Annotated in this window: 24 protein-coding genes; 5 read left to right on the top strand and 19 right to left on the bottom strand. The window is 69.3% G+C overall.

The features are described 5' to 3' along the window. Positions 1-16: 16 nt before the first annotated feature. The 10 genes from E4M00_RS07040 to hrcA all read right to left on the bottom strand — a co-directional run bounded on the left by E4M00_RS07040 (position 17) and on the right by hrcA (position 9,099). Positions 17-682, bottom strand: a complete 666-nt coding sequence (locus E4M00_RS07040) for a response regulator (protein ID WP_135119711.1) — start codon at positions 680-682, stop codon at positions 17-19. Beyond that, the gene (locus E4M00_RS07045; protein ID WP_135119712.1) at positions 679-1,941 is read right to left on the bottom strand and encodes a sensor histidine kinase; all 1,263 of its coding nucleotides are present in this window, start codon (positions 1,939-1,941) and stop codon (positions 679-681) included. Before E4M00_RS07045 ends, E4M00_RS07040 begins: the two co-directional genes overlap by 4 nt. After that, positions 1,941-2,840 carry a GTPase Era gene (gene era, locus E4M00_RS07050; protein ID WP_135119713.1) on the bottom strand — a complete coding sequence of 300 codons (900 nt, stop codon included), beginning with the start codon at positions 2,838-2,840 and terminating at the stop codon, positions 1,941-1,943. Before era ends, E4M00_RS07045 begins: the two co-directional genes overlap by 1 nt. Next, positions 2,827-4,146, bottom strand: a complete 1,320-nt coding sequence (locus E4M00_RS07055; protein ID WP_135119715.1) for a hemolysin family protein — start codon at positions 4,144-4,146, stop codon at positions 2,827-2,829. The genes era and E4M00_RS07055 overlap by 14 nt, the downstream gene beginning before the upstream one ends. 4 nt (positions 4,147-4,150) lie before the next feature. Then, positions 4,151-4,612, bottom strand: coding sequence for an rRNA maturation RNase YbeY (gene ybeY, locus E4M00_RS07060; RefSeq protein WP_056162498.1), 462 nt, complete (start codon positions 4,610-4,612; stop codon positions 4,151-4,153). A gap of 21 nt (positions 4,613-4,633) precedes the next feature. Next, entirely contained in the window at positions 4,634-5,650 is a 1,017-nt protein-coding gene (locus tag E4M00_RS07065; protein ID WP_167756849.1) for a PhoH family protein, read from the bottom strand. A 55-nt stretch (positions 5,651-5,705) separates the two neighbouring features. Further along, the gene (locus E4M00_RS07070) at positions 5,706-6,062 is read right to left on the bottom strand and encodes a histidine triad nucleotide-binding protein (RefSeq protein ID WP_135119719.1); all 357 of its coding nucleotides are present in this window, start codon (positions 6,060-6,062) and stop codon (positions 5,706-5,708) included. A gap of 73 nt (positions 6,063-6,135) precedes the next feature. Beyond that, positions 6,136-6,885 (bottom strand): 16S rRNA (uracil(1498)-N(3))-methyltransferase, encoded by a 750-nt coding sequence (locus E4M00_RS07075; RefSeq protein ID WP_135119721.1) that lies wholly within the window; start codon positions 6,883-6,885, stop codon positions 6,136-6,138. A gap of 10 nt (positions 6,886-6,895) precedes the next feature. Further along, entirely contained in the window at positions 6,896-8,008 is a 1,113-nt protein-coding gene (gene dnaJ, locus E4M00_RS07080) for a molecular chaperone DnaJ (RefSeq protein ID WP_135119723.1), read from the bottom strand. Positions 8,009-8,076: 68 nt separating this feature from the next. Then, positions 8,077-9,099 (bottom strand): heat-inducible transcriptional repressor HrcA, encoded by a 1,023-nt coding sequence (gene hrcA, locus E4M00_RS07085; RefSeq protein ID WP_135119725.1) that lies wholly within the window; start codon positions 9,097-9,099, stop codon positions 8,077-8,079. Between the two features lie 192 nt (positions 9,100-9,291). On the opposite strand from hrcA, the gene E4M00_RS07090 reads away from it, so the two are divergent. Together E4M00_RS07090 and E4M00_RS07095 are read left to right on the top strand one after the other, a co-directional pair. After that, a complete protein-coding gene (locus E4M00_RS07090) occupies positions 9,292-9,732 on the top strand; it encodes a DUF4870 domain-containing protein (protein WP_135119726.1) in 441 nt (146 codons plus the stop codon). 160 nt (positions 9,733-9,892) lie between these two features. Further along, on the top strand, positions 9,893-10,279 hold the full coding sequence (locus tag E4M00_RS07095) for a DUF4870 domain-containing protein (RefSeq protein WP_135119727.1): 387 nt from the start codon (positions 9,893-9,895) through the stop codon (positions 10,277-10,279). A gap of 19 nt (positions 10,280-10,298) precedes the next feature. Here the strand turns inward: E4M00_RS07095 and hemW are convergent, their stop codons facing one another. The 4 genes from hemW to lepA form a co-directional block, all read right to left on the bottom strand. Continuing rightward, positions 10,299-11,528, bottom strand: a complete 1,230-nt coding sequence (gene hemW / locus E4M00_RS07100) for a radical SAM family heme chaperone HemW (protein ID WP_135119728.1) — start codon at positions 11,526-11,528, stop codon at positions 10,299-10,301. Between the two features lie 9 nt (positions 11,529-11,537). Further along, a complete protein-coding gene (locus E4M00_RS07105) occupies positions 11,538-12,188 on the bottom strand; it encodes a DUF1990 domain-containing protein (RefSeq protein ID WP_135119730.1) in 651 nt (216 codons plus the stop codon). Positions 12,189-12,261: 73 nt separating this feature from the next. Then, positions 12,262-12,792 carry a hypothetical protein gene (locus E4M00_RS07110; RefSeq protein ID WP_135119732.1) on the bottom strand — a complete coding sequence of 177 codons (531 nt, stop codon included), beginning with the start codon at positions 12,790-12,792 and terminating at the stop codon, positions 12,262-12,264. Between the two features lie 25 nt (positions 12,793-12,817). Beyond that, the gene (gene lepA, locus E4M00_RS07115; RefSeq protein WP_135119733.1) at positions 12,818-14,668 is read right to left on the bottom strand and encodes a translation elongation factor 4; all 1,851 of its coding nucleotides are present in this window, start codon (positions 14,666-14,668) and stop codon (positions 12,818-12,820) included. Positions 14,669-14,702: 34 nt separating this feature from the next. Between lepA and E4M00_RS07120 the strand changes: the two genes are divergently transcribed. The 3 genes from E4M00_RS07120 (at position 14,703) to rpsT (ending at position 16,837) form a co-directional block, all read left to right on the top strand. Then, the gene (locus tag E4M00_RS07120) at positions 14,703-15,437 is read left to right on the top strand and encodes an alpha/beta fold hydrolase (protein ID WP_135119735.1); all 735 of its coding nucleotides are present in this window, start codon (positions 14,703-14,705) and stop codon (positions 15,435-15,437) included. A 67-nt stretch (positions 15,438-15,504) separates the two neighbouring features. Further along, on the top strand, positions 15,505-16,407 hold the full coding sequence (locus E4M00_RS07125; protein WP_135119736.1) for an NAD-dependent epimerase/dehydratase family protein: 903 nt from the start codon (positions 15,505-15,507) through the stop codon (positions 16,405-16,407). Between the two features lie 169 nt (positions 16,408-16,576). Then, entirely contained in the window at positions 16,577-16,837 is a 261-nt protein-coding gene (gene rpsT / locus E4M00_RS07130; RefSeq protein ID WP_135119738.1) for a 30S ribosomal protein S20, read from the top strand. Between the two features lie 212 nt (positions 16,838-17,049). On the opposite strand, the gene holA is transcribed toward rpsT, so the two are convergent. The 5 genes from holA to E4M00_RS07155 all read right to left on the bottom strand — a co-directional run bounded on the left by holA (position 17,050) and on the right by E4M00_RS07155 (position 25,432). Continuing rightward, the gene (gene holA, locus E4M00_RS07135; RefSeq protein ID WP_135119739.1) at positions 17,050-18,078 is read right to left on the bottom strand and encodes a DNA polymerase III subunit delta; all 1,029 of its coding nucleotides are present in this window, start codon (positions 18,076-18,078) and stop codon (positions 17,050-17,052) included. Positions 18,079-18,107: 29 nt separating this feature from the next. Further along, the gene (locus tag E4M00_RS07140; protein ID WP_135119741.1) at positions 18,108-20,471 is read right to left on the bottom strand and encodes a ComEC/Rec2 family competence protein; all 2,364 of its coding nucleotides are present in this window, start codon (positions 20,469-20,471) and stop codon (positions 18,108-18,110) included. 6 nt (positions 20,472-20,477) lie between these two features. Continuing rightward, entirely contained in the window at positions 20,478-21,191 is a 714-nt protein-coding gene (locus E4M00_RS07145; protein ID WP_240036898.1) for a ComEA family DNA-binding protein, read from the bottom strand. A gap of 148 nt (positions 21,192-21,339) precedes the next feature. Continuing rightward, a complete protein-coding gene (gene leuS, locus E4M00_RS07150) occupies positions 21,340-23,922 on the bottom strand; it encodes a leucine--tRNA ligase (protein WP_240036900.1) in 2,583 nt (860 codons plus the stop codon). Between the two features lie 127 nt (positions 23,923-24,049). Beyond that, positions 24,050-25,432: an anthranilate synthase component I family protein gene (locus E4M00_RS07155; RefSeq protein ID WP_135119744.1), complete on the bottom strand. Its 1,383-nt coding sequence runs from the start codon at positions 25,430-25,432 to the stop codon at positions 24,050-24,052. Positions 25,433-25,436 lie beyond the last annotated feature (4 nt).

The raw sequence follows: 25,436 nt of genomic DNA on the forward strand, positions 1-25,436 counted from the left end.
CGGGCCGGGAGTGCCCTCAGTCGACGAGGCCGTTCTCGTAGGCGTAGACGACGAGCTGCACCCTGTCGCGGAGCGAGAGCTTCGTGAGGATGCGCGAGACGTGCGTCTTCACCGTGGCCTCGCTGAGGAACTCCGCCGCAGCGATCTCGGCGTTGCTCAGCCCCCTGGCCGCGAGGACGAAGATCTCCCGCTCACGCGGTGTGAGCTCGGCGAACGCCGTCGGCTGGGGAACGGCATCCGGAGTCGCCCGGAACTCCTCGAACAACCGCCTGGTGGCGGAGGCCGCGATCACGGCATTGCCCGCGTGCACAGTGCGGATGGCCGCGAGGAGGAACTCGGGATCGGCGTCCTTCAGGACGAAGCCGCTGGCGCCGGCCCGGATGGCCCGGGCAGCGCTCTCGTCGAGGTCGAAGGTGGTGAGCACGATGATGCGCGGTCCGGGGCCGGCGGCATCCGCGGCGTCCTGAACGATCTCCGCGGTCGCCTGGATGCCGTCGAGCTCGGGCATGCGGATGTCCATGAGCATGACGTCGGGGTGCTCATCGGCGGCGAGCTGCACGGCCTCCCGCCCGTTCGCCGCCTCGCCGACGAACTCGAGGTCGGCCTGCGAGGATACGAGCATGCGGATGCCGGCCCGGAACAGGGCCTGATCATCCACGAGGGCGACGCGGATGCGGCTCACGAGACTCCCCCGGTCGACACCGGGATCGTCGCCTCGACGACGAACCGTGTGGGGTCGGCCTCACTGCGGCGGGCGAGCAGCGTGCCGCCGGCAAGCGTCGCTCGCTCGCGCATCCCGGGCAGGCCGTGACCGAATGCTGTGACGGGCAGGGTGGCGGCATCCGGTCGCACCGCGTTCTCGACATGGATGGCGAGGGCGTCGTCACGCCAGCCCAGCTCGAGCAGCACGGGGGCCTCAGGCTCGCCATGACGCAGGGCGTTCGTGAGGGCTTCCTGCACGATGCGGTACGCCGCGATCTCCTGCCCGGCCCCGAGCCGCTGAGGCTCGCCCTGACGTGTCACCTCGACGTTCATTCCCGTGGCACGCAGTTGCTCGACGAGCACGTCGATGTCTTCGAGCCGGGGCTGCGGTGAATCCGAGGCATCGTGCCGCAGCTCCGCCAGCAGCAGTCGCACGTTGCCGAGGGCCGTGCGGGCGGTCTGCGCGATGGTGACGAGGGCGTCTCCCTGCACATCGCTCGACGACGGATCGACGGATGCCGCATAGCGGGCACCGTCGGCCTGGGCGATCACAACGGCGAGCGAGTGCGCCACGACGTCGTGCATGTCGCGGGCGATTCTGGTGCGCTCCTGCTCGACGGCGACCTCGTACTGGGCGCGCTCGTCGGCGATGCGCGCCTCCACCCGCGCCGTCCTCGAGAGGGCGACGGTGCGCGCCAGCAGTCCGAGGGTCCACGACAGGCCGAGCAGGGCGAGGATGCCGATGCCGAAGAAGAGGGTGATGATCCAGATCCTCGAGCCGTCGGTCGGCTGCACGATCGTCGCGGTGTCCTGACCCCGCAGGGCCGGCTGCACCACGACGAGGTAGGTCGTGGCGATGATCGTTCCCAGGACCGCAGAGCCGAGCCCGAGCCAACGCACGAGCCGGCTGCCGTAGGCGGCGGTCGCATAGAGCACTCCGCAGATCGCGATGTCGCCGGCGCCCGGGTCGCTCAGTGTCACCAGCTGCAGCACGGCACCGAGCCACGCGACGGTGAGGGCCAGAGCCGGCGAGACGCGACGGATCGCGAGGGCACTGCAGAGCACGACCAGCGCGACGACGGATGCAGCGCCCTGGGCCGCGGTCACGCCGAGCGACACCAGGAACAGGATCACCGCCGCGCTCAGGTCGAAGGCGAGGCTGCGAGCGGGCAGCCGGCGGATCAGCCCGTCCCCGGGGGTTCGGCCCGGGAGGACCGGCGCCGGGTCGGGGCTCGTCATCAGAAGCCGAGCTTGCCGAGCTGCTTCGGGTCGCGCTGCCATTCCTTGGCCACCTTCACGCGCAGCGACAGGAACACCTTGGAACCGACGAGAGGCTCGATCTGGGCGCGGGCTCGAGTCCCGACATCCGCGAGCCTCGACCCTCCCTTGCCGATGATGATGCCCTTCTGGCTGTCGCGCTCGACGAAGAGGTTCGCGTAGATCTCGACGAGGTCCTTGTCCTCCCGCTGCACGATGTCGTCGATGGTGACGGCGATGGAGTGCGGCAGCTCGTCGCTGACGCCTTCGAGGGCGGCCTCACGGATGTACTCGGCCACGCGGTCCTCGAGGCCTTCGTCGGTGACGGCCTCCTCCGGGTAGAGCGGCTGCTCCGAGAGAGGCAGCAGTTTCAGGAGCTCGGCGGTGAGGATGTCGAGCTGCTCGCCGCTCACGGCGGAGAGCGGGATGACGGAGTCCCACTCGCGCAGCTCGCTGACCTTGAGGAGCTGCGCCGCCACCTTCTGCTTCGAGGCCACGTCGACCTTGGTCACGATGGCGACCTTCTTGGCGCGCGGGAAGCTGTCGAGCTGCTCGTTGATGAACTTGTCGCCGGGGCCGATGGGCTCGTCGGCCGGGAAGCACATGCCGATCACGTCGACGTCGCCGAGGGTCGAGGTCACCAGGCTGTTGAGGCGCTCACCGAGGAGGGTGCGCGGACGGTGGATGCCGGGGGTGTCGACGAGGATCAACTGGCCGTTCGGGCGGTGCACGATGCCCCGGATGGCGCGACGTGTCGTCTGCGGCTTCGAGCTGGTGATGGCGACCTTCTGGCCGACCAGCGCGTTCGTCAGCGTCGACTTGCCCACGTTGGGGCGGCCGACGAACGAGACGAATCCCGCGCGGTAGTCATTCTCGGTCATGGCGTACTCCTTGCTCTGCGGCATCCGGAGCGAACGACGCCTGGACTTCGATGAGTGCCTGATCGCGCTCAACGATTACTGTACTGATGCGCTTGCGTCGGCCCTCGCTGCGGTCGGCCGTCAGAACGAGTCCGCTGACGGATGCCACCGACCCGGGAACCGGCAGACGACCCAACGCCTTGGCCAGCAGGCCGCCGACGGAGTCGACGTCGTCGTCGTCGAGTTCGAGGCCGAAGATGTCGCCGAGCTCGTCGACGGGGAGCCGCGCTGCAACGCGGTAGCGCTCGTCGCCCAGGTCTTCGATCTCGACGACCTCGCGGTCGTACTCGTCGGAGATGTCGCCCACGAGCTCCTCGATGAGGTCTTCCAGCGTGACAAGGCCGGCGATGCCGCCGTACTCGTCGACGACCATGGCGAGGTGGTTCGACTCCGTCTGCATCTGGCGCAGCGTATCGTCGGCCTTCTTGGACTCGGGTACGAACAGGGCGGGGCGGGCGAGCTCGGCAACGCTGATGCCCTCGGCATCGATCGGTCGCTCGTGGCTCAACTTCGCCACGTCGCGGAGGTACAGGATGCCGACGATGTCGTCGACGTCATCGGCCATCACCGGGATGCGGGAGACGCCGGTGCTGAGGAAGAGGCCCATCGCCGTGCTGAGGTCGGCCGTGCCGTCGATGGTGACCATGTCGGTGCGCGGGATCATGACCTCGCGGATCACGGTGTCGCCGAAGGCGAAGATCGAGTGGATGAGCTCGCGGTCGTCCTCCTCGAGGACGTCGAGCTCCGTGGCCTCGTCGACCATGCTGAGCAGCTGCTGCTCCGAGGAGAACGTGACGAGTCTCGCTCGCCCCGGCGTGACACGGTTTCCGAGTGCGACGAGAGCACTGGCGACGGGACCGAGAACGACGCGCACGAGGTGAACGACGGGCGCCGACAGGCGCAGCACGGTCTTCGCGTTGGCTCGTCCCACACTGCGCGGGCTGGATCCGACGAGCACGAACGAGATCGCCGTCATGATGAGTGCCGACAGCAGCAGGGCGAGCCAGACGTTCTCGATGGTGAAGGCGAACACCAGGGTCACGAGCACCGCGGCCGTGGTCTCCGAGACGATGCGCACGAAGTTGACCGCGTTCACGTGGGCGCCGGTGTCCTCGGCGATGGCGCGCAGCGACCGCTCGGATCGCGAGCCCTCGGCGAGCTCGGCGACGTCGGCGCGGGACAGCGCCGAGAGGGCCGCGTCGACGGCAGCCATGAGGCCGCCGAACGCCACGAGGGCGAACGCGGCGATGATGAAGAACCAGATCATGCGATCAGCCGCGGCGCTCCTGCAGGGCGAAGCCGACGAGGATGTCGCGCTGCACGCCGAACATCTCCTTCTCCTCGTCGGGCTCCGCGTGATCGAAGCCCAGGAGGTGCAGGATGCCGTGCGTGGTGAGCAGCTGCAGTTCGTCGGTGAGCCCGTGTCCGGCCGTCTCGGCCTGCGACTGCGCGACCTGAGGGCAGAGCACGATGTCGCCGAGCAGGCCGGCCGGTGCCGGGTTCTCCTCGGTGCCCGGCCGCAGCTCGTCCATCGGGAAGCTGAGCACGTCGGTGGGGCCGGGCTCGTCCATCCACTGCACGTGCAGCTGCTCCATGGCGCCCTCGTCGACCAGCACGATCGCGAGGTCGGCGTCGGCGTGCACGTGCAGCGCGTCGAGCGCGTAGACGGCGAGCCGCTGGAGGGCGACCTCGTCGACCTGGATCGCCGACTCGTTGTTGATCTCGATGCTCACGGTGTTCTCACTCGTCTCGTTCTAGCGGCTCGCGCGCGGCGGCTTGTGGTCTCGGGGAGCGGAACCGCGGCGCTCGGCCCGGTTCGCGAACTCGGCGGCCTGCTCGCGCTCGAAGCGTTGAGCCTGCTTCTTCTCGTCGAACTCGCTGTAGGCGTCGACGATGCGGCCGACCAGGGTGTGGCGCACGACATCGTCGCTGGTGAGGCGCGCGAAGTGGATCTCGTCGATGTCGTCGAGGATGCGCGTGACGATGCGCAGGCCCGACGATCCGGCGGGCAGGTCGACCTGGGTGATGTCTCCGGTGACGACCATCTTCGAGCCGAAGCCGAGGCGGGTGAGGAACATCTTCATCTGCTCGGGCGTGGTGTTCTGGGCCTCGTCGAGGATGACGAAGGAGTCGTTGAGCGTGCGACCGCGCATGTACGCGAGGGGGGCGACCTCGACGGTGCCCGCTGCCAGCAGCTTGGGTACCAGCTCGGGGTCCATCATCTCGTTGAGGGCGTCGTAGAGCGGGCGCAGGTACGGGTCGATCTTGTCGGTCAGACTGCCGGGCAGGAAGCCGAGGCGCTCTCCGGCCTCCACTGCGGGACGCGTCAGGATGATGCGGTTGACCTCCTTGCGCTGCAGCGCCTGCACGGCCTTGGCCATCGCGAGGTAGGTCTTGCCCGTTCCGGCCGGGCCGATGCCGAACACGATGGTGTTCTCGTCGATGGCGTCGACGTACTGCTTCTGACCGAGGGTCTTCGGACGGATGCTGCGACCCCGGGTCTGCAGGATGGCCTGCCCGAGCAGGTCCGACGGGCTGGATGATGCGTCGGCGTCGAGGATGCGGGCCGAGGTGGTGACCTCGACCGGGCTCAGGTTCTGACCGTTCCGCACCATCTGCTGCAGCTCCTCGATGAGTCGGCGGACTGCCTCGACGTCATCCGCCGGTCCGCTCAGTGAGATCTCGTTTCCGCGCACGTGCACGTTCACGACCGGGTACTGCCGTTCGATGGTGGTGAGCAGGCGATCCTGCGGACCGAGCAGACGCACCATGGCGATGCCGTCGACGTGCAGGTGGGCTTCCCCGAACGGCGTTCCGCCGCCGGCGTCAGTCGGAGCCAACAGTGTCCTCCCCGAGACCGCCGTGGCCGGCCAGCACGTGCGCGTGGACGTGGAACACCGTCTGACCGGCATCCGCCCCCGTGTTGAAGACGAGCCTGAAGTCGCCGTTGGCATGCTCGTCGGCCAGCTGGCGGGCCGTCGCCACGAGTTCGGCGAGCAGCTCGGGGTCGCCGGCAGCGAGCTCCACGACGTCGCGGTACTGCTCGGTCTTGGGCGTGACCACGATGTGCACCGGAGCCTGCGGGGCGATGTCGTTGAACGCGATCACGCGGTCGGTCTCCAGCACGATCGTCGCGGGGATCTCGCGCGCGATGATGCGGGAGAAGATGCTCGGTTCAGCCATGGTTCCATCTTAAGGTCTGCCGGCGGATGACCGCAGGCCCGGGCGCGACCCGGCGACCTGGCGACCTGGCGTCCTACCAGCGTCCGAGGCGGGCGTTCAGCACCGCGAGGGCGGCCGGACCCGCCGTCGAGGTACGGAGAACGGCTGCCCCGAGCCGGACGGCCTGGGCACCGGCGGCGCCCAGCGCCTCGAGCTCGGCTGGAGCGATCCCGCCCTCCGGACCGACGACGATCACGATGTCGGCATCGGCCGGGTGCTGCATGCTCGTCTGGAGATCGATCTCGGTGAGCGCGAGTTCTGCGGTGGGCTCCAGCAGCAGCATCCGCACGGATGCCGCCAGGGTGGCCAGCTGCTTCGTCGTCGAGAGTTCGCGCACCTCGGTCGCCCACGGCCGGATGGACTGCTTGGTGGCCTCGCGGGCGATCGTCGCCCACCTGTCGCGACCCTTCGCCGCCTTCGCGGCGTCCCACCGGGAGATCGAGCGGGAGGCCGCCCACGGGATGACGGCGTCGACGCCGAGCTCTGTCGCGGCCTGTACGGCGAGCTCGTCGCGGTCGCCCTTGGCGAGGGCCTGCACGAGCACGAGGCGGGGCGAGGCGGCGTCGACGCGCTGCACCCGGTCGGCCGAGATAGTGAGCTCGCCCGGAGCGGCGGTCGTGACCTCGCCCGTGACGATGAGCCCGCGACCGTTGCCGATCGAGAGCATCTCGCCGACCCGCGTGCGACCGACCGTGACGGCGTGCCGCGCCTCGGCGCCCGTGATGGTCACGGAGTCGCCGACGGCGTCGGGCTCGAGGTCGTCACGCAGGTAGAGCGAGCTCACGATGCCCCGATCAGCCGAGGAAGCGGTCGCGCAGCTTGGCGAACAGGCCCTGCTGGAAGTGGGTCAGCGCGGGCTTCGGAGCCTTGTGCGAGTTCGCGAACTGCGTGATGAGGTCGCGCTCCTTGCCGCTCAGCTTCATCGGCGTCACCACCTGCACGCCGATCTTGAGGTCGCCTCGTCCGTTGCCGCGGAGCTTGGTGACGCCGCGGTCGCGCACAGTGATGATCTCGGCGCTCTGCACGCCCGGCTTCAGCTCGACCTCGACGTCGCCGTCGAGGGCGTGCACCGTCGTCGTCGTGCCGAGGATCGCATCCGTCATCGGAACCTCGAGGGTGCACAGCAGGTCGTCGCCGTCGCGGCTGAAGACGTCGTGGTGGCGCACCTTCATCTCGAGGTAGAGGTCGCCGTTGGGTCCGCCGGCCGGGCCGGCCTCGCCGCTGCCCGGCATCTGCAGGCGCACGCCGGTGTCGACACCGGCGGGGATGTCGACGGGGACCGTCCGGCGGGCGCGCACGCGGCCCTGTCCCTGGCACGTGACGCACGGCGAGGCGATGACCGTGCCGTAGCCGCGGCAGGTGCCGCAGGGGCTCGAGGTCATCACGTTGCCGAGCAGTGAGCGCACGGCCCGCTGGATGCTGCCGGTTCCGTGGCAGATGTCGCAGGTGACGGGATGCGTTCCCGGCTGGCAGCACGAGCCCTGGCAGGTCTCGCAGAGGATCGCCGTGTCGACCTCGATCTCGCGGTGGGTGCCGAAGATGATCTCGTCGAGGTCCACCTCGACGCGGAGCAGGGCGTCCTGTCCGCGCTCGCGACGCGATCGCGGGCCGCGGCGGCCGCTGGTGCCGCCCCCGCCGAAGAAGGTCTCGAAGATGTCGCCGAAGCCGCCGAAGTCTCCCCCGCCGGCTCCGCCGAAGCCGCCCTGACCGCCGAGGTCGTACTGCTGGCGCTGCTTCGGATCGCTCAGTACGTCGTAGGCGTGGGTGACGAGCTTGAACCGCTCGGAGGCGTCGGCTCCGGGATTCACGTCGGGGTGCAGTTCGCGAGCAAGGCGTCGGTAGGCCTTCTTGATCTCGTCGTTGGTCGCCTCACGGGAGACGCCGAGTACTTCGTAGTGGTCAGCCACAGGCGGCCGTTTCCTTTCCGCTCACGAACGCCGTTCCTTCGGCCTCGTGAGATGTTCCTGGGTGCCCCTCAGCCCTCGGCGAGGAGCTTCGAGAGGTAGCGGGCGACGGCGCGGACCGCCGCCATGTTGTTCGAGTAGTCCATGCGGGTGGGGCCGAGCAGGCCGACGCTGGCGATGTCGCCCTGCGAGGCCGAGTATCCGCTCAGCATGATCGAGGTCTCGCCGAGCCCGAACGACTCGTTCTCCCGGCCGATGCTCACCGAGACGGCGTTCTGGTCTGCGGCCATCTCGCCGAACAGGCGCAGCAGCACCACCTGCTCCTCGATGGCCTCCATCACCGGGAAGATGCTGCCCGAGAAGTCGCTCTCGGTGCGCACCAGGTTGGCGGCACCGGCCATCACCAGGCGGTCCTGGCGGTGCGCCAGCACCTGCTCGCCGAGGGCATGCACGACCGCTGTGGCCAGCGCGCGCGCGTCGGGGGCGACGTCGTCGACGAGGCCGGTGAGTCGCTCGGCGGCATCCGTCATCGCGAGACCCCCGAGAACGCCGTTCAGACGGGTGCGCAGCTCGGCGAGCTGCTGCTCGTCGACCGGGGTCGTGAACTCGATGACGCGCTGCTCGACGCGGCCGTTGTCGGTGATGAGCACCGAGAGCAGGCGGGTGTCGCTGAGCCCGACCAGTTCGATGTGCCGCACCCGCGCCCGACTGAGCGACGGATACTGCACCAGGGCGACCTGGTGGGTGAGCTGCGAGAGCAATCGGACCGTTCGGCCGAGGACGTCGTCGAAGTCGGCGGATGCGCCCAGGAAGGTCTCGATGGCGTGGCGTTGCGCGGCGGACAGCGGCTTGACGTCGGTGAGCCTGTCGACGAAGAGCCGGTAGCCCTTGTCGGTCGGGACGCGGCCCGACGAGGTGTGCGGAGCCGCGATGAGCTCCTCCTCCTCGAGCAGCGCCATGTCATTGCGGATGGTCGCGGCCGAGACGCCGAAGGAGTGCCGCTCGACGATGGCCTTGGAGCCGACGGGCTCACGGGAGGCGACGTAGTCGTGCACGATGGCCCTGAGCACGGCGAGTGAACGTTCCGACACCATCTGCTCTCCACCCCCTGCCGCCGCGTTTAGCACTCGTAAAGTATGAGTGCCAATTCTACCCGACCGCGGAGCAACAGTCGTTTGCCGGGCGGAGTTTCGAACCAGTAGCGTGAAGCCGCACCCCGACGGGCTGCGCGATCCGCCTCGACCGGAGGCTGCCGCGCGCATCCGGCTTCCAAGGAGACCCTCGCCATGCGCGATACCAATCACACACCGGACGAGCCGTTCTCGGCCACCGAGGACCGCCAGTGGGCGTCGTTCGCTCACTTCGGAGGGGCCATCGCCATCCTCGGCTTCTTCAGCAGCTGGGCCGCGGTTCTGGCGATCCTGCCGGCGCTCATCATCTACCTGGTGCTCGGGAAGCGCGGCCACCTGACCCGTGACGAGGCCAGGGAGGCCCTGAACTTCCAGATCACCATGGTCGGCGCGATCATCGTCTGGGCGATCGTGGCGACCATCCTGGGTGCACTGTTCTGGTGGCTCGGTCCGGTCTGGCTCGTGCTCGGTCCGCTCTTCCAGATCATCGGCTGGGCACTCGTCATCGTCGACGTGATCTTCTCGATCATCGGCGGGGTGCGCGTCAACAACGGCAGCAGCTACCGCTACCCGTTCGCCCTGCGTCTGGTGCACTGAACCGGCGCACGGCGCTCGACGGGCCGACTCGCGCCGACACTTCGCGGGAGATCGTAGGGCCGAAGTAGCCGTCGCGCTATCGTTTCAGTGCACCCACCGGGCCCTCGACAGTCCGCGCGGGAGAATCAGCCTCATCGACGACTGACCACAAGGAGTCACCATGTCCGACGCAACACCTCCTCCTCCCCCGCCGCAGAACCCGTACCAGGCACCCGGAGGGAACCTGAGCCCCGCTGACGAGAAGCTCTGGGCGACGCTGATCCACATCGGCGGCATCCTCTTCGGCTTCCTGCCCGCCCTGATCGGCTACCTGGTCCTGAAGGACAAGGGCCCGTTCATCCGCGAGCACACGGCCACGGCCCTCAACTTCCAGATCACGCTGCTCATCGTCTACGTGGTCGGCAGCATCCTGACGCTCGTCCTCGTCGGGTTCCTCATCCTGCTCGCCGCCTGGGTGTGCGCGATCGTGTTCGGCATCATCGCCGCGATCAGGGCGAATGCGGGTCAGCTCTACACGTACCCGCTGACCATCAAGTTCGTCAGCTGAGTCGATGCCGTCGCACTGATCAGTCGTCGGCGAGAAGTCGCCGCACGACGCCGTCAGCCAGAAGCCGTCCTGTCAGGGTCAGTTCCACTGATCCCGACAGGGCGGCTTTCGCGTTGATGAGGCCATCGGCGATGAGGCCGGCGACGGCGTGTCGCCCGGGGGCGTGAAGCGACGACACCGGGATGCCCTCGCGGATTCGGGCCAGCAGCAGCACCCGCTCGACCTCGCGGGTCTCCGCGTCGAGGGTCTCGCGCCCGGCGCCGGGCGAGATGCCGGACAGGACACGGTCTGCATAGGCCGCCGGATGCTTCACATTCCACCAGCGCACGCCTCCCACGTGGCTGTGGGCACCGGGGCCGACGCCCCACCAGTCGCCGCCCCGCCAGTAGGCGAGATTGTGGCGGGACCTGTGCTCGGCGCCGCGCGACCAGTTGCTCACCTCGTACCAGTCGTAGCCGGCCTCGGCCAGCATCCGGTCGGCCAGCTCGTACATGTCGGCCTGCAGGTCCTCATCGGGCTGGGCGACCTCGCCGCGCTTGATCTGCCTGGCGATCTTGGTGCCGTCCTCCACGATGAGCGAGTAGGCGCTCAAGTGGTCGGGTCGCTGCGCGATGGCGTGCTCGAGACTGGCCCTCCAGTCGTCGAGCGATTCCCCCGGCGTACCGTAGATGAGGTCGAGACTGACGTCGAGTCCGGCATCCCGGGCCCAAGCGACGACGAGCGGGATGCGGGCAGGGTCGTGCGTGCGCTCGAGCGTCGCCAGCACGTGGGGAACGGCCGACTGCATGCCGAAGGAGACGCGCGTGAAGCCGGCCGCCGCCAGCGCCGCGAGGTACTCGGCATCGACGGAGTCCGGGTTCGCCTCCGTCGTGACCTCGGCGTCGGCCTCGATGCCGAAGGAGGCGCGAACGGCATCGAGCATCCGCACCAGGTCGCCCGACGGGAGCAGGGTCGGAGTGCCGCCACCGAAGAAGACAGTGCTCGCCGGGCGCCTCGGAAGGCCGGACTGAGCGAGGATGCCGGCGCCTGCCGCCGCCTCGAGAGAGGCCTGAGACGCGTAGTCCGATTGCTTCACCCCGCGGATCTCCTCGGAGGTGTAGGTGTTGAAGTCGCAGTATCCGCAGCGCACCCGGCAGAACGGCACGTGGAGATAGACGCCGAAGGTGCGCTCGTCTGCTCCGATGACGGCGGATGCCGGAAGCAGGCCGTCGGCGGGCGCCGGGTCGCCGAGGGGAAGTGCGCTGGGCATGGGCAGGGGCTAGACGGCCGCGGCGACAGGATGCAGCGCGCGCAGGTAGCGCTTGGTGTAGCGCTTCTGCACCGAACGCAGCACCGGCGCTGCGAGCCTGTACAGCGCCGTGCTCGGCCGTGAGAACATGCGGATCGTGAGCCAGACGGAGTCGTCGTCGCGGTGCTCGACGACCCAGGCCTCCTCGCCGCTCTCGGGGTGACCGGGCATGGTTCCGTAGGCGAAGCCGACGCGGCCGGGTTCGTCGATGACGTAGATGACACGCACCGGAGCCGTGAAGCCGAGTCCCCACATGTGCAGCTTGAGTTTCGCGGTCATCCCGGCGGTGATGAACGGGGAGCCGTCGGGGCCGTAGCGCTCCTCGGCCTGCAGGGCGGGCTGCTCGGCCGCGGGAGTTCCATCGTCATTGAAGACCAGGCCCGTGTACTGGGTGCCTGTGCCCGAGCGCACCTCGGTGACCTCGATGCCGCTGCCGCGCTGCACTCCCCACGTCATGAGCGACGAGGAGGCGATGGAGAAGCGCTCGGCACCGCTGCCGAGACGCACTGTGTGCTCTTCGGCACGATATCCGGCCGGCGGGTACGCGAGGAGGTCGGGGGCGAGAGTGCCGCCGATCGCCCCGTAGGTGACCGGCTCTCCGACGAAGGTGGAACGGCGCATCCCTCCAGCTTACGCCGACGGGGCCGATCGGCTCATTCGAGGCCGGCGTCGGTCGCGGCGCCGACGGCCTGCGTCAGGCGCCGATGGGCGGGTTCACGAGCAGGTCGACTCGATCGCGGAGGTAGCGCTCCAGGGGAATCGCGGCGTCATCGCCCACCGTGGCGCTCCACCGCACGAGCGGCTCGTCGCCCCGCACGAACAGGGCACCCGTCGACGCCCGCAGCTCGTCGACGGCCAGCACGATGGGTGTCGCGTCGAAGTTGACGGTCTCGCCCTCGGGGAACTTCCCGCGGAAGGCTGCGTCACGGTAGGCGCGACGCACCTCGGCCGACTCGGACTGGTACTGGGTGCGTCCCGGTGGCACCGCCCGTGTCGTCAGGCCCTCCCGGTAGACGGCGCCGTCGGCGTCGATCAGCAGCACGCCGAGCCGCCAGACCCGCCCACGGGGCACCATCACGGCACGACGCGTGACGAGGAGCTTGCGGTGCGCCGGAACGTACTCGCCCAGGGCCTCGTCGCGGGCTCCGGCCGCGGCAAGCCGGGCGGCGGCATCCGTCAGCAGGGTGCGGATGCCGGCGATGACGTCGTCGTTCTCCTGGGGCACAGCTTCGAGCGTAGGCGCCGGAACGCTACTTCTTGTCCTTGGTCTCCACGTCGCCGGAGAGCGCTGCGATGAACGCTTCCTGGGGCACCTCGACGCGACCCACCATCTTCATGCGCTTCTTGCCCTCCTTCTGCTTCTCGAGGAGCTTGCGCTTGCGGGTGATGTCACCGCCGTAGCACTTGGCGAGGACATCCTTGCGCATGGCACTGATCGACTCCCGGGCGATGATGCGGGCGCCGATGGCGGCCTGGATGGGCACCTCGAACTGCTGGCGCGGAATGAGCTTGCGCAGGCGCCCGGTCATGAGCACACCGTAGGCGTAGGCCTTCTCGCGGTGCACGATGGCGCTGAACGCGTCTACCTGCTCGCCCTGCAGCAGGATGTCGACCTTCACGAGGTCGGCCTCCTGGTCGCCGGCGGGCTCGTAGTCGAGCGATGCATAACCGGCCGTCTTCGACTTGAGGTGGTCGAAGAAGTCGAACACGATCTCGCCGAGGGGCATCGTGTAGCGGATCTCGACGCGGTCCTCACCGAGGTACTCCATGCCGAGGAGGGTTCCGCGTCGGGCCTGGCAGATCTCCATGATCACGCCGACATAGTCCTTGGGCGCCAGAACGGCCGCCTTGACGACGGGCTCGCGCACGCTGACGATCTTGCCGCCGGGGAACTCGCTCGGGTTGGTGACCGTGACGGTCTTCTTGTCCTCGGTCGTGACCTCGTAGATCACCGAGGGCGCCGTCGTGATGAGGTCGAGGCCGAACTCGCGCTCGAGGCGCTCGGTCACGATCTCGAGGTGCAGCAGGCCGAGGAAGCCGCAGCGGAACCCGAAGCCGAGCGCGACCGAGGTCTCGGGCTCGTAGACGAGGGCGGCATCCGACAGCTTCAGCTTGTCGAGGGCCTCGCGCAGGTCGGGGTAGTCGCTGCCGTCGATCGGGTACAGGCCCGAGAACACCATGGGCAGCGGCTCGGTGTAACCGGGCAGCGCCTGGGTCGCGGGCTTGGCGGCGGTGGTGACGGTGTCGCCGACCTTCGACTGGCGCACGTCCTTCACGCCGGTGATCAGGTAGCCGACCTCGCCGACGCCCAGACCATTGCTCGGGGTGGGCTCGGGCGAGCTGACGCCGATCTCGAGGATCTCGTGGGTGGCACGGGTCGACATCATCTGGATGCGCTCGCGAGGGTTCAGGTGCCCGTCGATCATGCGCACGTAGGTGATGACGCCGCGGTAGCTGTCGTAGACCGAGTCGAAGATCATGGCGCGCGCCGGGGCGTCCTTGTCGCCCTGCGGAGCGGGGATGAGCTCGGTGACGCGGTCGAGGAGATCTTCGACGCCGGCGCCGGTCTTGCCCGAGACGCGCAGCACGTCGGAGGGCGAGCCGCCGATGAGGCTGGCGAGCTCGCCGGCGTACTTGTCGGGGTCGGCGGCCGGGAGGTCGATCTTGTTGAGCACCGGGATGATCGTGAGGTCGTTCTCGAGCGCCAGGTAGAGGTTCGCCAAGGTCTGGGCCTCGATGCCCTGGGCGGCGTCGACGAGCAGGATCGCGCCCTCGCAGGCGGCGAGCGACCGCGACACCTCGTAGGTGAAGTCGACGTGCCCGGGGGTGTCGATCATGTTCAGGGCGTACGTGTCGCCGTTCAGCGACCACGGCATGCGCACGGCCTGGCTCTTGATGGTGATGCCGCGCTCGCGCTCGATGTCCATGCGGTCGAGGTACTGCGCCCGCATGTCACGGTCGCTCACCACGCCGGTCATCTGCAGCATCCTGTCGGCCAGCGTCGACTTGCCGTGGTCGATGTGGGCGATGATGCAGAAGTTGCGGAGGAGTGCCGGGTCGGTCGCGGCGGGCTGCAGAGGCTTGAGGGCACGTGGAGACATCGTGACTCGATTCTCCCATGACTAGCATGGCTGGATGCACAGCGGCCCTCCGGTGCTCTTCCTGCACGGCATCCGCACCTCATCGAGCATGTGGCGCGTTCAGATCGGCGCGCTCGCCGATCGTGGCATCCCCTCGCTCGCGATCGACCTGCCCGGACACGGCGCACGGATGGGCGAGGACTTCACCCTCGAGGCCGCGACGGCCGCCATCCACGACGGCGTCGAGGCCGTCGGCGAGCCGCCGCTCATCGTCGGACTCTCGATGGGCGGCTACATCGGCATGCACTACGCCGCACGTCACCCGACCCGACTGCGCGGGCTGGTGGCCGCATCATCCGGCGCCATCCCCCGGCCGATCTTCATCGGCGGATACCGGGCGGCGGCCGCGGCGATCCACCTGCTACCCGACCGCGGCTCCGCCCTCAACGACGGCCTGGCGAAGATGCTCGTTCGCGAGCCCGGCCTCTCCGACCTGCTCGCCGGCGGCATCGCGCTCGAGGTGATGCAGTCCGGCCTGCGCTCGATCGGCAAGCTGAGGCCCCTCGAGGACCTCGCGGCCTACGACGGACGCGTCTGGCTGGTGAACGGACGCTACGACCACATCCGTTTCGACGAGCGACGGATGCTGCGGGCCAGTCGCCACGGATCCCTCACCGTCATTCCCGGCGCGACGCATCTCGCGAGCCTCGTGCAACCGGAGGCCTTCACCGATGCCGTGCTCGAGGCCTGGCGGGAACTCGCGGGAGTCGAGGCCGCGCCGCTCGAGTAAGCACTGATGTGACCCGATGTGTCATCGCATCGGGAAGGATCTGCGGCCGGCGCGGTTGCATCTCCTCATGAGCATTCTTCTGACCGGCGGAGCCGGCTACATCGGATCAGCAGTTCTCGAGCGGCTCCTCGCCGCCGGCCACGAGGTGTCGGCGCTGGTGCGCTCACCTGAGAATGCCGCCATCGTCGAAGCGGCGGGCGCGACCGCCATCATCGGCGCCGCCGACGACGCCGAGATCGTGCGCGCAGCCGCCGGAGCGGCCGAGGGCGTCATCCACATCGCCTCCTCCCCCGACGTCGACGCCATCCTCGTGCCGGCAGTCCTCGCCGCGATCGAAGGACGCGACGCGCGCTTCGTCCACACCGGCGGAATCTGGATCTACGGGTCCGGAGCCGACATCACCGAGGAGTCGCCGTTCCAGCCGCTGCCGATCAGCGGCTGGCGCGCCGAGTCCCAGGCCCTCGTGACCGCGGCACCCAACACAACGATCGTCGCGCCTGCCGTCGTCTACGGCGACGGCAGCGGAATCGTGCGTGGCCTCATCGACGCGGCACGCGGAACCGGAGTCGCCCCGACAGTGCCCCTCGTGGGCGACGGATCGCAGCACTGGACCACGGTTCACCTCGACGACATCGCCGCGCTCTTCGTGCTCGCCTACGAGAACCGAAGCGCTCACGGCGTGTACATCGGCGCCAGCGGGGCGAATCCCACCGTACGGGAGCTCGGCGAGGCCATCGCCGGAGCTTGGAACATCGCCGGCGGCGTCGCCCCGGAGAGCGTCAACGCCAGCCGCGAGCGGTTGGGCGCCGACTTCGCCGATGCGCTGCTGCTCGACCAGCAGGCGTCTGGTGGGCGGGCGCGCACCGAGCTCGGCTGGGCGCCCTCAGCTGCATCCGTTCTCGACGAGATCAGCTCGGGTTCTTATTCCCCCTCGGTGGTCGCAGAGCCGGCAACAGGGTTCCCGGCCTGAGAGTCCGCCGTGCCGAGACCCGGCGGGATTATCGGCGACGGCCCTTCATAGGGTAAAGTTGCCTGTTGGCTTGCGTGTGGGTCCCACCTCACACGATTTCGCCGCAGACGTCCCTCTACCGTCATGCGGCAACATCCGATCCACACACAAACGAAAGAACGTACTCAACGTGGCAAACATCAAGTCGCAGATCAAGCGCATCGGCACGAACAAGAAGGCCCAGGAGCGCAACAAGGCCGTCAAGAGCGAGGTCAAGACCGCCGTTCGCGTCACCCGCACCGCCATCGCCTCCGGCGACAAGGCTGCTGCAACCAGCGCCCTGAAGACCGCTTCGAAGAAGCTCGACAAGGCCGTCAGCAAGGGTGTCATCCACCAGAACCAGGCCGCGAACCGCAAGTCGGCCATCGCGAAGCAGGTCGCAGCGCTCTAAGCGCTCATCTGTCGAGAGGGCCCCGGATGCTTCGGCATGCGGGGCCCTTCTCTGTGTGCGGGCGCTCGGCGAGTCTCGCGGGCTGATAACGCTTCGGCCGCGACTGCGTCGGGCCTCAGCGAGCAGGGGGTCGGCGTTCAGGAGTACCGCTCGCTGAGGCCCGGACGAAGTCCGCGGTCGAAGCGCCGCAGGACGGCGCCGTTCGGTACGCGCTATGCGCGCCCGCGCGCGGCGATGACGCCGACCATGCGCTCGAGGGCGAAGACGGGATCGCGCTCAGCGCCCTTCACCGCGGCATCGGTCTCGGCGAGCATCGTGATGCACCGGGCGAGGCCGTCTTCGGTCCAGCCCTGCAGGTCGCGCTGTGCCCGCTCCACCTGCCACGGGGCCATGCCGAGCTTCGAGGCCAGCTGACCCGAGCCACCGCGGGTGCCGAACACCTTGGCCATCGTGCGGATCTTCATGGCGAACGCCGCGACGATCGGCACGGGATCCTCACCCGAGGAGATCGCCTGGCGCAGGTTGGTGAGAGCCTCGCCGTGCCGACCCGCGATGGCCGCGTCGGCCACCTTGAAGGCGTTCACCTCCATGCGTCCGCCGTAGTAGCGGTCGACCGTGGCCTCGGTGATCTCGGCGCTGGCATCGCTCATGAGCTGCTGGCATGCAGCCGACAGTTCGGCGAGGTCGTCGGAGAACGCCGAGACGAGCGACCGCAGGGCTGACGGCGCGACCCGGCGCCCCTTCGCCGCGAACTCGCCGGCGGCGAACTCGTACTTCTCGGCGTCCTTCTTGAGCTCGGCGCAGACGATCTCGATGCCACCGCCCAGACCGCCCCTGATGGCATCGAGCAGCTTCTTGCCGCGCACGCCGCCGTTGTGCCGCAGCACCAGGAAGGTGCTGTCGGCCGGCTCCTGCAGGTAGGCGAGGGTCTCGGTGATGAAGTCGTCGGTGCATTTCTCGACGTTGCTCACGCGCAGCAGGCGCGGCTCGGCGAACAGCGACGGGCTAGCCATCGTGAGCAACTCCCCCGGCGCGTAGGAGTCTGCTGCGATGTCGACGATCTCGAGACTCGGGTCTTCTGTCTTCAGGAAGTCGCGCAGGTCGCGGATGCTGCGCTCGGCGAGGAAGGTCTCGGTGCCGGACACGAGCACGACCGGCGCCGGACGCACCTGGTTCCATCCGAGTTGCGGGATGGAGACCGTGGACCGAGCCTTGGCCGGGGCGGAAGTACGAGCAGCCACGCGGGTCCTCTCAGGATGGAATCTCCACTTTATCCCGCGCCGCCGACAGCCGGATGTCGCTCCGACCACACCCGCACCGCACCGTCGACGCCCGGCGCGAGGAGCACCAGTCCCTGCTGGTCCGTGCGCTCTGCGACTGTGCCCACGCTCGCGAGGATCTCGAGGATCCTGGCGGTCGGATGCCCGTAACTGTTGTCGGCCCCGACCGAGATGAGGCCCACCGTGGCGCGCAGCCGCTCGTACAGCTCGGCGCTCTGGTCGGACGACCCGTGATGCGCCACCTTGACCACGTCGACAGGCGCCAGGGTCGTTGAGCGCACCAGTGCGTCCTGCGACTCCTCGCCGAGGTCGCCGAGGAAGAGCGAGCTCGACCCGGCGCCGCTGAAGCGCATCGTGACGCTGCCCGCATTGCCGGTCGCCATGGTGGCGGCATCCGGCAGCGGCCAGAGCACCTCCCAGTCGAGTGCGCCGAGCGACCCCGAGAGCCCGGCGGCTCCGCGCTCGATGATGCTGCCTCCCTGTTGCAGGCGGGACAGGATGCGCCGGTCGGCTTCGGTCTCGGGCAGGCCCACGATGGCGTGGTCGACCCGACCCAGGACGGCGTCGACCCCGCCGACGTGGTCGAGGTCGTAGTGCGTGAGCACGAGGAGGTCGAGTCGGTGGATGCCGAGCGCATCGAGGCACCGCGACAGCGGCGCGGGCTCCGGTCCGGTGTCGATGAGGGCGTGGCTGTCGCCGTCGCGCACGACCACGGCGTCGCCCTGCCCGATGTCGCAGGCCGCGTACTGCCAGTCGCTCGGTATCGAGAGCGAGCGGAGCACCGAGGAACCGACGAGGGCGCCGCCGTAGGCCCCAGCCGTGAGGAGCAGACCGGTGACGAGCACGCTGACAGCCCGGGTGGATGGTCCGTCTCTGCGGCGCACCGCGAGCCAGATCACGGACGCCGTGACGAGCGCGAGCAGCACGGCACCGGCAGCGCCGCCGAGCCAGGGCAGCCGGGTCCACGCGAGCCCGTCGACGGTGCGGGCGATCTGCGCGATCCAGGCAGACGGCACCCACGCGATCTGGAGGCAGGCCGAGCCGAGTCCCGGAATGACGGGCAGCAGCAGGCACCCGATCAGGCCGAGCACCGTGCCGATCGGCGCTGCCGGCTCGGCGAGGAGGTTCGCGAGCACACCTGCGACGGGCACCGCCGGGTCGAGCAGGATGAGGATCGGCTGGCAGGCGAGCTGAGCCGACAAGGGCACAGCGACCGCGATCGCGATGGGCAACGGCATCCAGCGCGCGAGGGCGCCTGCCAGCGGGCGGGCCAGCAGGAGAAGCCCCGCCGTCGCCGCGACGGACAACGCGAACCCGTAGCTGCGGGCCATCCAGGGATCGAGTACCAGCAGCGCCACGACGGCGACCGACAGCGCCGGGATACCGCGGCCGGGCCGGCCGATGCCGAGGGCGAACAGCACCACCGTGGCCATGACGGCGGCGCGCAGCACGCTCGGCTGCGGGGTGACGAGCACGACGAACCCCGCGAGAGCCACGACGGCGAGCACGGAGCGCGCACGCCGCGGGAGTCCGCAGACCGCGCCGAGCAGAACGACGGCGGCGACCACGATGGCGCAGTTCGCGCCGGACACGGCGGTGAGGTGGCTGAGCGACGAACTCTTCATCGCGGCGTCGAGCTCTGCCGTGACGGCGCTGGTGTCGCCGATGGCGAGTCCGGGAAGCAGATCACCGCCGTCGCCGGGGAGGGCCGCGGCCGCCTGCGACAGGCCCGCACGCAGCGGATCGGCCCAGCCGAGGTACCACGGCGGTGGAGCGAGCACGGCGATCGGCGCGGACGCGAACAGCAGGTAGGCGACGTCCTCTCCGGCATCCGTCGGCTTCACGGTGCCCTTCGCTCGCACGGTGGACCCGATGCGCGGATGCTCCCCCGTCATCTCGCCGAAGACGAGCAGGGGCGCAGCGGCCCTGACAGCCGGGCTCACGCCCTCGGGCCCACGACTCGACATCACGACCCCGCGGGCCTCGAACCGGAGCTGCTCGGCCCCGGAGGAGGCCCCCGCCCCCACGACCGGCGCAGAGGACACCACCGCCTCGACCGTCACAGTGCGGTGCTGCGTTGCGGCCCCGACGAGCACGGGAGGCGTACGCGCGGGCGCCGCGACAGCCACCGAGGTACAGACCAGTGCAGTCGCCGCGGCTCCGAGGGCGATGACCGCGAGGATGCGACGGCCGCGGATCGAGCCGGACCCGCGCACCAGCACGGCGACCCCGCCGATCGCCGACAGCGCCGCGGCCGCCGCCACCCAGCCTGCGGCATCCGGAAACCCGATCGCCACGAACCCCGCAGCCCAGGCGATGGTCGCCGGCCAGGCAAGTCGCAGCTCGGCTCCCATGGCCGCTCAGACCGTCACGAGGTCCTGCAGCGACTCGAAGGTCTTGTCGCCGATGCCGCTGACCTCCCGCAGCTCGTCGACGCTCGAGAAGCCGCCGTTGGCGTCGCGCCAGTCGATGATGCGCTGCGCGAGGGCGGGGCCGATGCGCGGCAGGGTGTCGAGGTCGGCCACCGTCGCCCTGTTGAGGTCGATCGGGCCACCGGATGCCGCTCCCCCGGCAGCACCGCCGCTCGCGCCCGGTGCCACGGCCGATGGCGGCGGCACCTCACCGACGGCGGGCACGACGAGCTGCTCGCCGTCGGACAGTTCCCGGGCGAGGTTCACTCCGCCGGGGTCGGCTGTCGCAGCGAAGCCGCCGGCCGCGGCGATGGCGTCCATGACCCTGGAGCCCGACGCGATCTCGTAGAGGCCCGGGCGGCCGACCGCGCCGAGGACATGCACGAAGAGCACCGGTGCCGACGACGACGAGCCGCCATCGCCCGCCGGCGTGCCACCCTGCGACGTCGACGTCGAGGTCGACGTCGATCGGAGCTCGTCCGGCAGCTCGCCGGGATCGACGGTCTCGCCGCTGCCGCCGGCGCCGAGCATGGCGACCACGACCGTGGCGATGAGAGCGGCGATGACGAGCACGATGACGCCGCCGACAGCCAGACGCACGCGCGGAGCCGCCCGAGCGGACGGATCGAGCCGCCCGATCGCCTCGTCGTCTGCGGTGCCCACCGGGTCAGGCTAGGTTGCGTCGGGCGGGCTCCGACGTGCAGCCTGCAGGTCGACGCGTCGACCGGACGCGAGAAGGGCTGGGGAGGAATCCCCAGCCCTTCTCAACGCGCGGACCCCACGCGAAACGCGGGAGATGCGCGAGTCGAGCTCAGCCCTTGGTGGCGATGCTCACGACCTTGGGGGCGCGCACGATCACATTCACGATCTCTCGCTCACCGACCGAACGCTGGACTCCTGCAGAGGCACGAGCCAGGGCCTCGAGTTCGTCTGCCGAGATGTTCGGCGACACCGTGAGCTTGTCGCGCACCTTGCCGTCGACCTGCACCACGGCGGTGACGGACTCGGCGATCAGCAGGTTGGGGTCGGCCTTGCGCCACTGCACGAGGGCGACGCCGGGCTGGTAGCCGAGCTTCTCCCACATGTCCTCCGCCGTGTACGGCGCGAACAGGTTGAGGGCCATCGCCGTCACCTCGGCCGCCTCGCGCACGGCTGCATCCGCCGGGCCGGCGCCCGAGTCGATCACCTTGCGAGTGGCGTTGACCAGCTCCATGAGTCGGGCGACGACCACGTTGAACTTGAACGACTCGACGAGGCCGGGAGCGTCGGCGAGGAAGCGGTGGGTGACCCGGCGCAGGCCGGGGTCGCCGTTCTTCCACAGCACGTCGGGCGAGGACGAGACGTCCTTCGCGACGCGCCAGGCACGCGCGAGGAACTTGGACGAGCCGACGGGCGACACGTCGTTCCAGTCGATGTCGTCCTCCGGAGGTCCGGCGAAGGCCATCGTGAGGCGCACAGCATCGACACCGTGCTTCTCGACCTCTTCGGTGAAGTAGACGATGTTGCCCTTGCTCTTGCTCATCTTGGAGCCGTCGAGGATGACCATGCCCTGGTTCAGCAGCGCCGAGAACGGCTCGGTGAAGCTGAGGTGGCCGAGGTCGAAGAGCACCTTGGTGATGAAACGGGCGTAGAGCAGGTGGAGGATGGCGTGCTCGACGCCGCCGACGTACTGGTCGACGGGAGCCCAGCGCTCGGCCTCCCTGGGGTCGAACGCCTTGGTGTCGTCGTTCGGGTTCAGGAAGCGCAGGAAGTACCACGAGCTGTCGACGAAGGTGTCCATCGTGTCGGCGTCGCGGCGGGCCGGGGTGCCGTCGATGGGGTTGGGTACGTTGACCCAGTCCTCGGCCGCACCGAGCGGCGACGTGCCCTTGGGCTTCAGGTCGAGGCCTTCGGCATCCGGCAGCAGAACCGGCAGCTGGTCCTCCGGCACCGGAACCTCCGTGCCGTCTGCCCCGTGGATGATCGGGATGGGCGTGCCCCAGTAACGCTGGCGCGAGATGAGCCAGTCGCGCAGGCGGTAGTTCTTGGCGGCGCGACCCCGGCCCTCTGCCGCGAGGATCTCGATGACCTTCTTGATCGCGTTCGACTTCGAGAGGCCCGTGAGCGGCCCGGAGTTCATCAGGCGGCCCTCGCCCGCGAGAGCGATGCCGGTCTCCGCGGGGTCGGTGCTCTCCATGTCGGGAAGCACGGGGTCGCCGTGCTCGTCGATGTCGATCACGGGGATGACGCCGGTCACCGGGGCGTTCACGTCGACGACCACGCGCACGGGCAGGTCGAAAGCCCGGGCGAAGTCGAGGTCGCGCTGGTCGTGAGCGGGGACGGCCATCACGGCGCCGTGGCCATAGTCGGCCAGAACGTAGTCGGCGGCCCAGATCGGCAGCTTCTCGCCATTCACCGGGTTGACGGCGTAGCGACCGAGGAAGACGCCGGTCTTCTCCCGGTCGGTGGCCTGGCGCTCCATCTCGGTCGACTTCTGCACGGCCGTCAGGTAGGTGCCGAAGCGCTCCTGGATCTCGGGGGTCGATCCCTCGACCAGTTCGGCGGCCAGGTCGGAGTCCGGAGCCACGACCATGAAGGTCGCTCCCCACAGCGTGTCGGGACGCGTGGTGAAGACAGTGACGCGCTCCTCGCGGCCCTCGATCTCGAACTCGACGTCGGCTCCGATGGACCGACCGATCCAGTTGCGCTGCATGTTGAGCACCTTCGACGGCCAGGAGCCCTCGAGCTGGTTCAGGTCGTCGAGCAGGCGATCGGCGTAGTCGGTGATGCGGAAGTACCACTGCGTGAGCTTCTTCTTGACCACGACCGCGCCGCTGCGCTCGGACGTTCCGTCGGGCAGCACCTGCTCGTTCGCGAGCACGGTGAGGTCGACCGGGTCCCAGTTGACCCAGCTGTCCTTGCGGTACGCCAGGCCCTTCTTGTAGAGCTGCAGGAACAGCCACTGGTTCCACTTGTAGTACTCGGGATCGCTCGTGTGCAGCTCGCGCTCCCAGTCGAAGGAGGTCGCGTACAGGCGCATGCTGGCCTTCTGCTGCGCGATGTTGTCGTAGGTCCACCCGCGCGGGTCGATGCCGCGCTTGATGGCGGCGTTCTCGGCAGGCAGCCCGAAGGAGTCCCAGCCGATCGGGTGCATCACGTTGAAGCCCTGCTGGCGCCAGTAGCGCGCCACGACGTCGCCGAGGGCGTAGACCTCGGCGTGGCCCATGTGCAGGTCGCCCGACGGGTACGGGAACATGTCGAGCACGTACTTGCGGGGCCGCTTGTCGTCGGGGTCGCCCGAGCGGAAGGGCTTCATCTCGTCCCAGACGGGAAGCCACTTCTTCTGGATGGAGGCGAAGTCGTAGACCTCGTCCTCGCCGGGCGCGCTGCTCGCGGACTCGTGCTGGTGTGCCACGTGACTCTCAATCGATACGGAAGTGATGATGGGAGCGCCATTGCTCGAGGGCGGCCTTGTGCGAAACATGGCTGTAACCAAGATTCCACTTTACTGAACAGCGCCGCGGATGCCGCATTCCCGGGTCTCACCGAGCGGAATGCACGCCCAGCACAGCGAGCAGGGCGCGTGCCTTCACCCGCGTCTCCTCGACCTCCTCGGCCGGCACCGAGAGCGCGGTGATCCCGCCGCCCGAACCGATGGTGGCGGCATCCGGAGTGAGCACGATCGACCGGATGACCATGGCGAGGTCGATCGAGCCGTCGACGCCGAAGTAACCGAACGCTCCCGAGTAGATGCCTCGGGGACCCTGCTCGAGCTCGGCCAGGATGCGCATGGCGCTGATCTTCGGTGCTCCGGTCATCGAGCCGGCCGGGAAGCAGGCCTCGACCGCGTCGATGCCGCTGAGGCCGTCGGCGAGATCGGCCTCGACCGTCGACACCAGCTGGTGCACCTGGGCGTAGCTCTCGACGGCGAGCAGGCTCGTGACCCGCACACTGCCGAGAGCGGCGATGCGGCCGAGGTCGTTGCGCATGAGGTCGACGATCATCAGGTTCTCGGCCTGCTCCTTGTCGCTGGCCTCGAGTTCGGCCCGCAGATCGATGTCCTCGACGACCGAGCGTCCACGCGGACGGGTTCCCTTGATCGGCTTCGTGACGACGCGGCCGGTCTCGGAGACGTGCAGGAACTGCTCGGGAGACGAGCTCAGCAGCGCCAGGTCGCCGAAGCGCAGCAGGCCGCCGTGGTGTGTGGGGCTTGCGGCACGCAGGCGACTGTACGTCTCGAGCGGATCGAAGCGCCCGTCGACGGTGATCGTGTTGGTGAGGCAGAGCTGGTAGGCGTCGCCGCGGCGGATCGCCTGCTGGCACTGCTCGATGAGCTGCTCGTAGGCGGCGGGGCCGTGACGCCACCGAGCGACGCCGCGAGTGGGGGCGGGCGCCTGCCGGACCGGGGTGGCCTCGGACGTCGCGACAGCTCGACCCACCCGATCCAGCCACGCTGCGAAGTCGGAGCGGTGCGCCGCCGACTCGAGCGCGATGACCCGCACGGAGCGCGCGCCGTGGTCGAACTCGATGGCGCGATCGATGAACTGGAACGCCGCTTCCGGATGCCGCGACTCCGGAAGCGGCACCCCCGTCGTCTGCGCTCCGAGCTCGTAGCCGAGCCAGCCGACCCAGCCGAGCGGGCGCCCGTCGAGCCGCGTCGTGTCATCGACCGCCCGGCCTCCGGAATCCGCGGCATCCGCGGCATCGGCCACCGCTGACAGCCCGGAACGCAGGAAGGCGAACACGTCGTCCCGAGGGCCGAACAGCGCCACGCCGTCGGGTGTCGACGGTGCTCCCATCCAACTGCGTCCGTGCTCGGCATCCGCTCCGGCATCCAGCCAGAAGGCGTGCGCCTCCGCACCGAACAGTTCGGTGAACACCCGCTCGGGATCACACCAGGCGTGGAGCGCGATGATCCGGGGCATCCGT

It is taken from the genome of Orlajensenia leifsoniae, from assembly GCF_004570845.1.
Classification (GTDB): Bacteria; Actinomycetota; Actinomycetes; order Actinomycetales; family Microbacteriaceae; genus Orlajensenia; species Orlajensenia leifsoniae.

Bases quoted from the DNA above. Each gene is read 5' to 3' on its own strand.
- E4M00_RS07125 (WP_135119736.1), top strand. From the start codon at position 15,505: ATGAGCATTCTTCTGACCGGCGGAGCCGGCTACATCGGATCAGCAGTT.
- E4M00_RS07105 (WP_135119730.1), bottom strand. From the start codon at position 12,188: ATGCGCCGTTCCACCTTCGTCGGAGAGCCGGTCACCTACGGGGCGATC.
- E4M00_RS07045 (WP_135119712.1), bottom strand. From the start codon at position 1,941: ATGACGAGCCCCGACCCGGCGCCGGTCCTCCCGGGCCGAACCCCCGGG.
- hemW (WP_135119728.1), bottom strand. From the start codon at position 11,528: ATGCCCAGCGCACTTCCCCTCGGCGACCCGGCGCCCGCCGACGGCCTG.
- era (WP_135119713.1), bottom strand. From the start codon at position 2,840: ATGACCGAGAATGACTACCGCGCGGGATTCGTCTCGTTCGTCGGCCGC.
- E4M00_RS07155 (WP_135119744.1), bottom strand. From the start codon at position 25,432: ATGCCCCGGATCATCGCGCTCCACGCCTGGTGTGATCCCGAGCGGGTG.
- E4M00_RS07140 (WP_135119741.1), bottom strand. From the start codon at position 20,471: ATGGGAGCCGAGCTGCGACTTGCCTGGCCGGCGACCATCGCCTGGGCT.
- E4M00_RS07070 (WP_135119719.1), bottom strand. From the start codon at position 6,062: ATGGCTGAACCGAGCATCTTCTCCCGCATCATCGCGCGCGAGATCCCC.
- E4M00_RS07095 (WP_135119727.1), top strand. From the start codon at position 9,893: ATGTCCGACGCAACACCTCCTCCTCCCCCGCCGCAGAACCCGTACCAG.
- E4M00_RS07055 (WP_135119715.1), bottom strand. From the start codon at position 4,146: ATGATCTGGTTCTTCATCATCGCCGCGTTCGCCCTCGTGGCGTTCGGC.
- E4M00_RS07065 (WP_167756849.1), bottom strand. From the start codon at position 5,650: ATGGTGCGTCTGCTCGGTCCGCAGGATCGCCTGCTCACCACCATCGAA.
- E4M00_RS07120 (WP_135119735.1), top strand. From the start codon at position 14,703: ATGCACAGCGGCCCTCCGGTGCTCTTCCTGCACGGCATCCGCACCTCA.
- E4M00_RS07090 (WP_135119726.1), top strand. From the start codon at position 9,292: ATGCGCGATACCAATCACACACCGGACGAGCCGTTCTCGGCCACCGAG.
- hrcA (WP_135119725.1), bottom strand. From the start codon at position 9,099: ATGGTGTCGGAACGTTCACTCGCCGTGCTCAGGGCCATCGTGCACGAC.
- lepA (WP_135119733.1), bottom strand. From the start codon at position 14,668: ATGTCTCCACGTGCCCTCAAGCCTCTGCAGCCCGCCGCGACCGACCCG.